Raw genomic sequence first — 12,377 nt, forward strand, 5'->3', positions numbered from 1 at the left:
GGAATACATTGTCAAGGTAAACGCCTAATGGAGGAATGCGCATGTTTCCCATGTACCCCTATTACTCCTTCCGTACCGAATGCGAGACCAAGCCGATTGCATTTCCGCCTCAGCACCAGGAGCGTCAGCCTGGTCTGGAGTATTTGATGGTTCCCTTGCCGATAGCCGAAAACCCGGGCTACATCGGATCAGGCAAACTGCAGGACAAGGTAGCCGTCATTACCGGAGGAGACAGCGGTATCGGACGGGCCGTTGCCATCGCCTTTGCCAAAGAGGGTGCGGATGTTGTCATTGCCTATCTTTACGAGCACGAGGATGCGGCCGAAACAAAACGGCGTGTCGAGGAGCTTGGCAGACGTTGTCTGTCCATCGCGGGAGACCTGCGTCACCCGGGGACTTCCCGTGATGTCATCGGCCAGACCATCGAAACATTCGGTCGGCTTGACATCCTTGTCAATAACTGCGCTGTTCAGTATCCGCAAAATAGCATTCTCGACATCTCCGACGAGCAATTGGACAACACGTTCCGCACCAATCTTTTCTCTTTCTTTTACATGACGAAGGCAGCCCTGCCTTGCATGAAGCGTGGAAGTGCGATCATCAATACGACCTCGGTCACTGCCTATGAAGGTCAAAAGGAGCTGATCGATTACTCCTCGACCAAAGGTGCGATCGTGTCGTTTACCCGCTCCCTCTCGTTGTCATTGGTCAGTGAAGGCATCCGGGTAAACGCCGTTGCCCCCGGTCCGATCTGGACACCGCTGATTCCCTCCAGCTTTTCGGCAGAACAAGTCATGTCCTTTGGCCTGGACACTCCGATGAAACGGGCCGGCCAGCCGTTTGAACTGGCGCCGGCTTACGTCTATCTTGCTTCCGACGATTCCAGCTACGTCAGCGGCCAAGTCCTCCACGTAAACGGAGGGACGATCACTTCATCGTAAGAGAAAAAGTCTTTTGCTCCCACCGCTTTTTCGAACCTGCCCGAATCGAAGGATAAACGGGCAGGTTTTTATGTTTGACAATAGTGAATAAGCTGAAAAGAAAGAAAGTGACACGATACATTTCCAAGTTTGCCAAGCTATGCTATTTTAATTTAGTTGATTTTTATCTGTTATATATAAAATTCGTTCTCAAAAGGGGAAATCATGCATGTCAGACACCATGAAAAACCGCAGAGGATTTTCGGTCCGCTCAAAGCTGATTCTATCCTTCGCCCTCCTTCTCATCATACCAAGCCTGGCTATCGGCGGATTTTCCTTTCAAAGCGCCAAGCAAAACATGGAGCAGGAGGTTCTCCGCGGTGCCCAAAAGGACGTGGAGCTGCTCAGTCTCCTCATCCACGATACCATCTCCCCCAAAATAAGTGATGTGGATTATTTCTCTGCGCACATCAACAAGCAGGATTTTGCGGGAGACGACAGTCCTCTGGTCAGAAGCCGGTTGGATCAGTACCACAGCCTCCATCCTGAATTAGTGAGCGTCTATGTGGGAACGGACAGCGGCTCCATGATTCAGTCCCCCCGCAAAAAACTGCCGGACGGCTACGATCCGCGCACAAGACCTTGGTATCAGCAAGCAATGGCCCAAAAAGGAAAAGCGGTGATCACCGCTCCCTACATCGCTGCTACTACGGGCGATATGGTTGTGACGATTACACAAAGTCTGCGGGACGGCTCAGGTGTGGTGGCCGTTGATCTGGATCTCGACAATTTGAAAAAGCTCACCTCCGAGATTCGCATCGGAGATGAAGGCTATGCGACTCTAATCGATCAAACGGGGAAATACATCGTCCATCCGACGGAAAAAAGCGGTTCGGAAGCGGACAATTCCTGGGTCACAGCGCTGCAAAAGCAAGCGACAGGATTCTTCAGTACAACTATCGAAGGACAAGCTGCAGACATCTTGTTTGCAACCAATTCTCTTACAGGCTGGAAGATCGCAGGAATTATGTATACCCATGAGATCGAGCAAGCAGTTCAGCCGATCTGGTACCGTACCCTGCTCGTCATGGCCCTCTCGATCGCGCTGGGAGCCATCCTCGTCTATGCGATTATCCGATCGATCACGATTCCTTTGAACAAGATGATGCAGGTCGCCGAAAAAATCAGCCAGGGGGACCTGACGGAGAATGTACACATTCAGACTCGGGATGAATTCGGCCGGCTCGGACAGACGATCCAACATATGCAGGATACTCTGCGCGAGCTTTTGCAGGAGGTAGCGAGCAGCTCCGAACAAGTAGCCGCGGCGGCGGAGCAACTGACGGCAAGTGCCGGTCAGACGAGCGGTGCGACGGAGCAAATTTCCCTGACCATGCAGGATGTCGCATCCGGGGTAGACAAGCAGGCGCAAAGCGTTGAACAGGCGTCCGCCACCATTGCCCGTTTGTCAGAGCGCGTTCATCTGGTCTCAGAGAACACGGAGCGGGTCTCTTCGCTTACTGCAGAAGCTTCGGAGCAGGCTTGCAGCGGGGAAGCGGTTATCCAGGATGCGGAGCAGAAGATGAATGACATTCATTCTGCCGTTCGCAATTTGGCAGACGTCATCCAAGGGCTCGGCGATCGCTCCCAGGAGATCGGTAGCATTCTCGATGTCATCACCGGAATTGCCGAGCAGACCAACCTGCTGGCTCTCAACGCCGCCATTGAAGCCGCGCGGGCAGGAGAACAAGGACGAGGTTTTGCTGTCGTGGCAGATGAAGTACGGAAGCTGGCAGAGCAGTCGGCCCAATCAGCCACCCAAATCTCCCGCTTGATCGCCGCCGTCATGGATGAGACGAGTCAAGCTCTGCAGTCCATGGCCCAAACAACGTCAGGTGTAGAAGAAGGGCTAGCCGCTGTCAGCAAGGCGGGGCGTTCCTTTGCCCACATCGAACAATCCGTCCAGACCGTCGATCAAAGCATGCAGGAAGTAACCGGCGCCATGCAGCAAATAGCCGACGCGGCCGAGCAATTGGTGTCTGCCATGAAAACGATCACCAGCTCGGCGGAAATAGCCGCTTCCCGTACGCAAGAAGCCTCGGCTGCTTCCGAAGAGCAGCTCGCTTCGATCGAGGAGATTGCCTCCTCCGCTACGTCCTTGTCTCAGATGGCAGACCGTCTGCAGACTCTCGTCGGACGGTTCAAGCTGTAGCGAAACACAACAAGCTCATGCATACCAACAAAAGAAAGGGATATCTCCACTGGTGGGGATGTCCCTTTTTTCTCAAACGCTTACGGCTTAGCCGAAATCCACGGACTGATGAGCCAATTCAATTGCGTTAAGCTTACCTTTTTCGACAATCAATCGTTCCTGGCTCGATTACTCTTGCGGTTCCTCTTGAATCACATAGTCAGCTCCTGCTCCACGGAGCAGGGCGGAGACACCATCAGGATGGTAAGGCAGCAAACGATCCGCCTCAGCCAGATCCACCCATTTGACTTCCAAAATCTCAGAATCGTAAGGAATCGTCTCAGGGCGCTGAAGAATTTCGCCGCGAAACGTAATAAAGTGGACGTGCTCATCTCCGATATACGCTTCATTGACGGCAACGATTCTGGACACGTTCACCTCGTAACCGGTCTCTTCCCGCGCTTCACGGATGGCGGCTTCCCGCAAAGTCTCCCCTGCCTCTACTGCTCCTCCCGGCAGACTCCAGCTTCCTCGTTTATTGAAGACCAAGAGCACCTGATTTTTTTGTTCGTCAAATAACAGCGTATATGCGACATCTACTCTCTTCAATGATTAGCCCTCCGGTATATGATAGAAATGTTGGCTTTCGGTCTTTGGCATGGTCCTGGCGAGGCTTTTTTGATTAGCCGCTTCATGTGCTACTCCTGGAACTTGGCCGGCTTTTCCACATAGCTTTCCAGAATGTATCCGCAGCTCGTACAAATGATATGGATCACAGCAGAATTGGTAGAAAAGATTTTGTTCATGGGGGCTATGGAGGCATACCCGCTTTGCTTTCCCTTTCCCCATTCCGTTGCATAGCATTTGGGGCATGGTGTGGCCGTCGTTTCCATCTCAATCATCCTCCTTTTTATGTTGGGGCGACCTTCACTGGAAATGGTTTACACGAGATAAGCATAGCATAGATTGGGTCGGCCCTGCCCCTTTCTCGAACAATAATCGGATTTTCGCTAACTTTCCCCAAAAAGCACAGGCAATCTATTATAATAGAAGAAATGGAAAAAGGAGGGTATATTCTTTGAAAAAGGGAATCATCTTTCTTCTTTTACTAGTCTTGGCGTTCTCGATTCTTCCGGCTTCATTTGCCCATCCGGGCAGAACGGATGCGAATGGAGGCCACACCTGTCGAACCAACTGTGAAAAGTGGGGACTCCGATACGGAGAGTATCATTACCACAATAGCGGAGGGTCGAGCTCAAGCTCATCTGGCAAGAGCAGCCCACCATCTCCAAAGTCGACCCCGAAGCCTGCTCCGCAACAGTCATCAGCACCTGCCCCTGTCATCATACCAATCATCGCCGTCAAATCAGCAATGGTTTACATTCAACCTGTTCAGCATGATGATTATATGATCGGTCAGGTAGAGTACGGAACTATAGCCCAGGATCATGGGACGGTTGAAGGATGGATTACTTATCATTTTGCCGACGGACGCATCGGTTACATTCCGAAAACCGTCATCACCCAGTACGAATCGATTCAGCCGAAGAATGTTACCGTGCAAGTGGACAAGGCTTACGTCTTTGCCATTCCTTCTGCCTCTGGAAGCGCCAACGGGTCGCTGACGAAAAACACTACGGTGCAGGCGTTGGGGAAAAGCGGGGAATGGTATTATATTTCGACAACGGATAGTCAAGGAAACGCGATAAAAGGATTTCTCTCCGGTACCGTAGCTTGGTAACGCGCTAGAGCGTCCTGCTTGGGACACCTTGATAAGCCGCGGACACAAACCCGCGTTTTCCCCGGCTCAACAGGTGTCCCATCCCCCTTTGCATCCTCTGCTTTCCTTGCTCTCACAAAATTTGCTCTTTTCCCTTTTTCAATTGGCTCCTTGGGCCGTGATCAGCCGTCTTCCTTACATATTGCTGCAAATGTAAAAGGAGGGACAGCCCTACAGCTCCCCCTAAGTCCGATGCTTTACAACGCTTTACACTTACGAACACTCAATCCTTATACGGATCAAACTCATCCGCACCCGCCATGCAAACACCGATGGGCTTCAATACATGCAAAACCTCTACCGTCTCCTCATGGGCCCGCAGTACCTCGGACAGCTTTTTGTATACGAACGGACTCTCATCCGTTCCCGCTCCGCGAAGCTCCACGCCAAACTCGCTGATCGCCCGCTTCATCTGCTCCACGGTAATTTTGCCGCCGCTGCGCTTGCGCGTTGTCCAATTCATCCTGCCGGCCGCCTCGGTACGGCTCATGATTCTACCTGCTCCGTGCACTGTGCTGTAAAAGGCCTCCTTGTTTTCCTGTGTATCCTTTCCTTTCACGATGACGGACAAATCACCCATGCTGCCCCCGATAAAGCCAAGCTGACCCGGCGCTGATGGCGTCGCCCCTTTTCTGACGACCACGTACTCTTTGCCGTCATGTATTTCCTTCCAGGCGAAATTGTGATGGTTATGAACCTCGAAAGTTGTTTCCGCACCGAGAATGCCTAAAACCTGATCGATCACATAGTCACGGCCTGCATACGCGTATTTGCCCGCAAGCGTCATCGCCTTGAAATACATCTCGCCCAGCTCGCTGTCCAAATCGAGCAGCGTCGGCGGCTGATCCATGCTCTCGCCCGGTGCCTTGTCCGAAAACTTTCGCCCATTCGCCAGATTCAAAAATCCGCTGGCTGTCTTGTGTCCAAACCCGCGACTGCCGAAATGGTTGGCGATCCACACCATTCCCGTCGCTTCCTCCACGAACAGATCGACGAAATGGTTCCCGCTTCCCACGGTACCGAGCTGGCTTTTGGCCAAAGCCTTCAGGGAGTCGTGCTCGTGTTTGCCGATCTGCTTGTACACGTACCAATCTTCCTCTTCGAATAGATCGTGATCGACCTTCTCGTTGTTGACCCGCCCGATTCCAAAGGAAATGGTTTTGGCGATCTCATCCATGATTTGCGGGATTTTCGTCTTGATTTCCTCATAGCGGAGGTCGGTACGGACGGCCTTGTTTCCGCAGGCGATGTCGTACCCGACGCCGGAAGGAGAGATTTGTCCGTCGTAGACGACAACGCCTCCGACAGGCTGCGAGTATCCTTTGTGGTGGTCCGCCATGAGCAATACTTGGACGACATTGCCGTATTTGGAGCAGGTCACGGCCTGCGATACCGCATTTTCAAGTGGGGTCCCCCACACTCTTACATTGGCAATGGTTTGGTACATGATTTCGTTTTTCTCCTTTTTTCTTTACTTATCATTTATGAATTGTCTGTTTTGGGATAGTATCCAGTATTATACAACAGTTTCTTTTCTTTTTCTTGGTGGCAAAGTCTGGGCTTGTTCTCTTTACTGACAATCCCTGTCAGTGAAGCCCCGTTATAATCATAACTAAGACTGCTAGGAACAGACCGATAATCGAATCATCCAGATAAGGAGATTTATGCTATGAACGATAGATTCCAACCGATTTTCGAACCTTTTGTTCTTCCTTGCGGCGTAGAGCTGAAGAACCGGATCAGCATGGCACCGATGACCATTTCCGCCGCCAACGCGGATGGATCCGTTTCCGACGATGATTTGAGCTACTACAGCCGCCGTTCTCGCGGAGTCGGCATGGTGATCACTGCATCCACGACTGTCAGCGCTCAAGGCGGGTTCCCCGGTTCAGCAGCAGCCGATCGCGATGAAATGATTCCCGGACTAGCCCGGCTTGCTTCCACGATCAAGGAGCACGGCGCCAAAGCCATTCTGCAAATTGTCCACGGTGGCCGGCAGTGCCCTGCCTCCAATGGCGATGTCGTCAGCGCAAGCGCTGTCCCCATGGAAAAAGAAGGGGCCGTAGTCCCGCGCGAATTGCGCGAGGAAGAGATTGTCGAGATCATCCGCACCTTCGGAGAAGCGACGAGACGGGCGATCAAGGCAGGATTTGACGGAGTGGAAATCCACGGGGCGAACGGCTTTCTGATTCAACAGTTCTTTTCGCCGCATTCCAACAGGCGCAAGGACCGCTGGGGCGGAACGCTGGAAAAGCGAATGGCGTTTCCGCTGGCGGTCGTAGACGAAGTCCATCGGGTCGTCCGCCAGTACGCCAAAGAGCCTTTCATCATCGGATACCGGCTCTCCCCCGAGGAAGCGGAAACATCCGGTATTACAATGGCGGACACATTGCCCTTTGCCGAGGCTCTGGCTGCAAAGCCGCTCGATTACCTGCACATTTCTCTCAACGATTTCTGGTCAGTCCCAAGGCGCGGGATCGACGATGACCGTCCGCGCATCCAGATCATCCATGAGCGTGTCGGCCATCTGGTTCCCGTCATGGGTGTAGGTGCCATTCGCACCGCACAGGATGCCGTTCGTGCTTTGCAAACAGGAATACCGCTGATTGCCCTTGGCCGAGAACTGATCATGGAGCCGGACTGGATCGAAAAAATCGCCGATGGACGAGAAGACGAGATCAAGACGACGATTGCCAAGGATGATCAGGCCAGGTTGGCCATACCTGATTCCCTCTGGAGAATGATCGCCGGTGTACCCGGTTGGTTTCCGGTGGAATGAGCGGCGTTCGCATTTTTCCGCAATACCATTACAAGGGATCAGAGGCCAATCTCTGATCCCTCCGCTTTTTCAAACACATACAGGCGTCCATTGGCGATTGTCCGCAGCGCCGGACCTCTAAAGCCTCTGTTCACCTCTTTTCGCATGAACAGCATGAAAGCTGCGTGACCGACGATCAGCACATCTTCCCCGCCCTTTAAGAGGGTATCGTCCAAAAGCGTTGAAATCCGCGCTTGCACAGCTTTTTTTCCCTCAAGCTGGGACGGATGATTCAACAGCCACGCCACGCGGAGTATGAAAGCCCAGCACCAGAAGGGCATTTTGGCTTCCCCGCGAAAAACCGGGTAGATCGGTATCTCTCTCAATGCTGCCGTCCGGATATTCTCCCCGTCGTAGATGGTCTCGGCCGTTTTGACTGCTCGCGGCAGATCGCTGGCGTAGCATCTCGTCCAGGAAATTCCCCCCAAGTCTACTTCCCCCGTCTTGACATCGGCCTCGTCGTATTCCGCAAACCATTGCATCACTTCCTTCTGGCTCAGCAACGCCATTCCCGGATTATCTTTTTTCACTTTAAAATGCCTTACCAATCCAATCTTCACTGCTCGTCTCCCCTCCAAAACCCAAAAACGGAGGGAGATGAGCCTCTGCCCCCGCATCTATCCAATTTTTGGTATACTCAACTATGTACAACTGTTACGACGCTTCGCGTTATATCCGATCAAAAACGCAACCCATGGAAGGGTGAATTCTGTGAGCAATAAAATCATTCTCGCTGGCGGCTCCGGCTTTTTGGGGAACGCGTTCGCTTCCTTTCTATCAGAAAAAGGCTATGAAGCTGTCATCCTCTCACGCAGCGCCGCCGGAAACAATCCGCATGCCAGGTACGTTGCCTGGGACGGGGCTGCAGTCGGCGAATGGGCGGCCGAGCTCGAGGGCAGCCGAGCTGTTGTCAATTTTGCCGGAAAAAGCGTCAATTGTATCTACACCAAGAAAAATAAAGCGGAAATTATCCAGTCCAGACTTTCCTCTGTCAAAGCACTGACAGATGCGATACTGGCATGCAAAAATCCGCCTCCCGTATTTGTCCAGGCGGGCTCCCTTGCGATTTTTGGAGATACCCGCCAGCTTTGCGACGAAGAAGCTCCACACGGGGAAGGCTTTTCGGTGGAGGTTTGCAAACGGTGGGAGGAGGCCTTCTTTGCGGTGGAGCTTCCAAAAACGAGAAAAGTTTTGCTGCGGATCGGCTTCGCCTTGGGGAAAAACGGGGGCGCCCTAGAGCCGCTCATGAACCTCGTAACATACAACCTCGGCGGCACCGTCGGCTCGGGCGACCAATACATTAGCTGGCTGCACGTCGATGATCTGAACGAGATGATTTTCGCCGCGATCCAAAACGAACAACTGCAGGGAACCTACAACGCAACCGGCCCCACCCCTGTGACCAACCGCGAATTCATGCAGACATTGCGGAAGGTCATGAACAAGGGATGGGCTCCTCCTGCTCCGGCCCCATTGGTATGGCTCGGTGCCTACCTGGTCATGAGAACAGAGCCCAGCCTTGCCTTGACCGGGAGGAATTGCGTCCCCAAAAAGCTGCTCGATGCGGGATTTTCATTCAGGTTTACCGATTTGGAAGAGGCATTGCGGGATATTATCGAGACGAACGAACATGGCGCTTTTTCCTTTTTCCGCTGATCGTGCGGCACGAGACGCTATCGTTTGCCCCCTGTCCATGCAGCAGGCGAGTCAGTATTTTGAAGAGAGAGAGCTGCTATTTTTGCGGAAAACAAGCTGCTATTTTTTGATGCATTCAAATCACCATTTTTGCAGCTTCCGCCTGGTTGCATCGGATTTACGGTTCCTGCTGGACATGCAGCAAATTTCCGATGGAGAACCTGTCGTATGTCTTTGCGTTGTCCTTTGATGTCCAGCTTACAACCGCATATGACGTTTCAAACATGCGCCGAATCGCCTCCTCATCCAATCCTCTCGCATCGAAGATGACGGATTGTTCCGAGATCGCAAAAGGCTCCGAGCCAACATTGTTTTGTTCAAATGAACTCGTGGAAATCACCCGCGACTGGTCGAACTGTTTGATTACTGTCGACAGATACGGAAGCTCGATCTTTCTGTCCGTTGCACTTTTCGAGTCATCGATCCGTACGCTGACCTCAAGTTTTCTGAGGTCTTTTTTGTTGGCTTCCGGGACAGATGCCGCATCCTGCTCTTCTTTCGATAAATGGCCTACTGTTACTTTTATCGTTGCTTTCGGATTCTCTTTGCCCAGGCCGAAAACAAACATGACCATGACAGCAGCGACGCCGAGCAAGAAAATGACTGTTTTTCTGATACGCTTCACTTCCCTGTCAAAGATTCTTCTTCCGATAGTATTCTTCACAGGTTCTCCGGCTTCCCTGATCAAAAATTGAGAGAGCGGCTCGCATAAGTTAGAAGATATAAACATAGAATGATAGCAGCAGGTTTCCTTTAAGGATATAGCACCCGACATGCGTTCTTCTTGGCACGCCCTGCTCCTGTTATTCACTGTTCCTGACAAACATCGCTTTTATAAATCTAGCTAGAACAGGATGCTTTGCTACCTTTTAAGCGGACAAACGATAGACACAAAAAGTATACATACGAAGCAGATGCTCCCAAAAGATAGAACTTGAAAGAAAATGGCACAAATCTTCCCGTCACTATCAGAAACAGAATCCCTGTAGCGGCTACACCTGCGATTACATAAAGCAGGCTTTCTATGAAAAAACGCTTGACAGGCTTCGTATTGCCGATAGGCTTCAACAACCAGTCAATCGCAATAGCCATGGGAATTCCCAGGAAAAGTACCGTTGGGAAAGTAAACATCGCCAGCGGCAACACCACGAACCGATCTTGAAAATAGAAAAGTGCGGCTCCAAAAACAAACAGAAAGCTGGCCGGAATGCTTGCGATAAAATGCTGCGCCATATGTGTGCCTCCGTGATCAAGAAATGGCTTTTTTTCCTTGCTCCTAGCATTTCACCAATCCTTCAAGCAGCATGTGGTCCGATCTCCCCATACAGCGCCGCAACGTGTGCCGGGAGAGGCACACGTCTGAAAATGGCAAAAAGCTTCAAAGGAACCTCAAAAGGGTGGTCAGGAGTTGAATTGATTATAACAAAAGGTGGAAATAGAGTTAACTTTCGCAAAGAAAAAACCTCACCGAGAAGTGAGGTCGAAAAACGGATTCTCTTCTTTAAAAACTCGCTTTGTTCAATGGAAAAAAACCTATTTCCAGACCCGGCCAAGCTTTAGACACTCCTGAAAATATCCGCAAACAGACACCGGGCTCATGATCATCTGGTAGCAAAGCACAAATGCAACAAAGCCCCAGCGGTTCCGTCTGATCTTCAGATCCAGAGTGCGAAAGACGTATTTCTGGTAGCGGTACAAAATCATATTTTGCAAAAGCGCCAACGGCAGGACGAGGAGGGTAATCGGTCCGACAATCCAGTAGTGCCCAAAGAAGGCCGCGACCAAGCCGGGAAGCCAGCAAAACGTGTACACGAAATCGAGATAGGGCATGAGCAGGTTGTAGCCGGTCAAGAACCGGGCAAACATAATCGGCTGCTGCCACGGCTTTATCACTTTCAACGCCTCGATCATTCCTCTGGCCCAACGGCTGCGCTGTCTGAAAAAGTGCTTGAAGGTGGTGGGAACATCGGTAAAAGCCACGGCCAGCGGTTCAAAGAAGACTCTTTGGTTGGTGCCAAGCAAACGCCAGGTCAACACAATATCTTCTCCGATCGCATCCGGCCACCCGCCGATATTTCGGATCGCATCCGTTTCGTAGAGGGAAAAGGCCCCCTGTGCTACAAGCGTCCCTTGGTATAAACCTTGTAATCTTTTGATGCTGGCAATACCCAAAAAGTAATCCCATTCCTGGATTTTTGAAAGGAAATTGTCGCGGCTGTTGCGAACGAGCACCGCTCCGGCCACAGCACTGACATCTGCGGGCGCAGACAGCATGCGGGCAACGATATAGCGGATCGCTTGGGGATGCAGAAGCGTATCGGCGTCTAGTGTCACGACATACCGGGTCGTCACCAAAGGAAGGGCCCGGTTCAGCGCGTGATGCTTTCCGGCTCTGGTCTCTTCAACAACCAGAATGTCCAAGCCGAGCTGCTTGCCGAGCTCTTTCGCTACTTCAGCCGTTCGGTCGATGGAGCCGTTGTCTACTACGATGACGTCTATCTTGCCCTCGTGGTCTTGTTTGGCGATCTGGTTGAGCGTTTCTCCGATCCCTTTTTCCTCGTTCCGGCAGGCGATCACAATCGTAATGTCTTCTTTCGGAGCGAGCGTCTTGAAGGTCGGTTGACGATCCACAAGCAGACTGGCAATCATAAATGCATTCATATATCCCGGTATGTAAGAGATGCCCGCAATCACGGCAATGGCGACGAACGAAGGTATGTACTGCTCCAGATCATGGACCCATGGCAAAGACAGGACAATTGAAAGGGTCATCCAGGAAACGGCAATCAATTGACTGATCCAAAATTTCATCTTTACCGAAATATATCTGGAGGAGGCCGCACGATTTAATGGTTGTTTGGGGCAATTCATGTTGGACTGCAAAGCTAGGACCCCCTGCCACGGAAACCCCACAGGCTCCCGTGATGTTTGACTAAGATTGTGAAAGGCAGCACACATAACCAGCATACCTCA

12 protein-coding genes are annotated in these 12,377 nt (G+C 51.7%); 5 read left to right on the top strand and 7 right to left on the bottom strand.

Annotated elements, in window-relative coordinates; all coding sequences use genetic code 11:
- The first annotated feature begins 41 nt into the window (after positions 1-41).
- Together V5G20_RS20435 and V5G20_RS20440 are read left to right on the top strand one after the other, a co-directional pair.
- Positions 42-941: an SDR family oxidoreductase gene (locus V5G20_RS20435; protein ID WP_003387873.1), complete on the top strand. Its 900-nt coding sequence runs from the start codon at positions 42-44 to the stop codon at positions 939-941.
- Positions 942-1,149: 208 nt separating this feature from the next.
- Positions 1,150-3,132 (top strand): methyl-accepting chemotaxis protein, encoded by a 1,983-nt coding sequence (locus V5G20_RS20440; protein WP_003387874.1) that lies wholly within the window; start codon positions 1,150-1,152, stop codon positions 3,130-3,132.
- A 168-nt stretch (positions 3,133-3,300) separates the two neighbouring features.
- On the opposite strand, the gene V5G20_RS20445 is transcribed toward V5G20_RS20440, so the two are convergent.
- Together V5G20_RS20445 and V5G20_RS20450 are read right to left on the bottom strand one after the other, a co-directional pair.
- Positions 3,301-3,720, bottom strand: coding sequence for an NUDIX hydrolase (locus V5G20_RS20445; RefSeq protein ID WP_338461985.1), 420 nt, complete (start codon positions 3,718-3,720; stop codon positions 3,301-3,303).
- An 89-nt stretch (positions 3,721-3,809) separates the two neighbouring features.
- Positions 3,810-4,004, bottom strand: coding sequence for a hypothetical protein (locus V5G20_RS20450; RefSeq protein ID WP_003387876.1), 195 nt, complete (start codon positions 4,002-4,004; stop codon positions 3,810-3,812).
- 185 nt (positions 4,005-4,189) lie between these two features.
- Here V5G20_RS20450 and V5G20_RS20455 point away from each other — a divergent pair, with 185 nt between their 5' ends.
- Positions 4,190-4,852 (top strand): YHYH domain-containing protein, encoded by a 663-nt coding sequence (locus tag V5G20_RS20455; protein ID WP_024984427.1) that lies wholly within the window; start codon positions 4,190-4,192, stop codon positions 4,850-4,852.
- Between the two features lie 262 nt (positions 4,853-5,114).
- Here the strand turns inward: V5G20_RS20455 and V5G20_RS20460 are convergent, their stop codons facing one another.
- Positions 5,115-6,338: an RtcB family protein gene (locus V5G20_RS20460; RefSeq protein ID WP_338461988.1), complete on the bottom strand. Its 1,224-nt coding sequence runs from the start codon at positions 6,336-6,338 to the stop codon at positions 5,115-5,117.
- Positions 6,339-6,560: 222 nt separating this feature from the next.
- Between V5G20_RS20460 and V5G20_RS20465 the strand changes: the two genes are divergently transcribed.
- Complete coding sequence (locus V5G20_RS20465) at positions 6,561-7,670, top strand: NADH-dependent flavin oxidoreductase (RefSeq protein ID WP_338461990.1); 1,110 nt, start codon at positions 6,561-6,563, stop codon at positions 7,668-7,670.
- A 38-nt stretch (positions 7,671-7,708) separates the two neighbouring features.
- Here V5G20_RS20465 and V5G20_RS20470 read toward each other — a convergent pair whose 3' ends face one another.
- Entirely contained in the window at positions 7,709-8,269 is a 561-nt protein-coding gene (locus tag V5G20_RS20470) for a phosphoglycerate mutase family protein (RefSeq protein WP_327986050.1), read from the bottom strand.
- 151 nt (positions 8,270-8,420) lie between these two features.
- On the opposite strand from V5G20_RS20470, the gene V5G20_RS20475 reads away from it, so the two are divergent.
- Entirely contained in the window at positions 8,421-9,365 is a 945-nt protein-coding gene (locus V5G20_RS20475) for a TIGR01777 family oxidoreductase (RefSeq protein WP_122958103.1), read from the top strand.
- A 157-nt stretch (positions 9,366-9,522) separates the two neighbouring features.
- Here V5G20_RS20475 and V5G20_RS20480 read toward each other — a convergent pair whose 3' ends face one another.
- The 3 genes from V5G20_RS20480 to V5G20_RS20490 all read right to left on the bottom strand — a co-directional run bounded on the left by V5G20_RS20480 (position 9,523) and on the right by V5G20_RS20490 (position 12,275).
- Positions 9,523-10,068, bottom strand: coding sequence for a hypothetical protein (locus V5G20_RS20480; protein WP_171506662.1), 546 nt, complete (start codon positions 10,066-10,068; stop codon positions 9,523-9,525).
- Positions 10,069-10,244: 176 nt separating this feature from the next.
- On the bottom strand, positions 10,245-10,637 hold the full coding sequence (locus tag V5G20_RS20485) for a hypothetical protein (RefSeq protein ID WP_243013954.1): 393 nt from the start codon (positions 10,635-10,637) through the stop codon (positions 10,245-10,247).
- Positions 10,638-10,937: 300 nt separating this feature from the next.
- Positions 10,938-12,275, bottom strand: a complete 1,338-nt coding sequence (locus V5G20_RS20490) for a glycosyltransferase family 2 protein (protein WP_171506641.1) — start codon at positions 12,273-12,275, stop codon at positions 10,938-10,940.
- Positions 12,276-12,377: the final 102 nt, after the last annotated feature.

Source organism: Brevibacillus borstelensis, assembly GCF_036700025.1.
GTDB classification, from domain to species: Bacteria; Bacillota; Bacilli; order Brevibacillales; family Brevibacillaceae; genus Brevibacillus; species Brevibacillus borstelensis.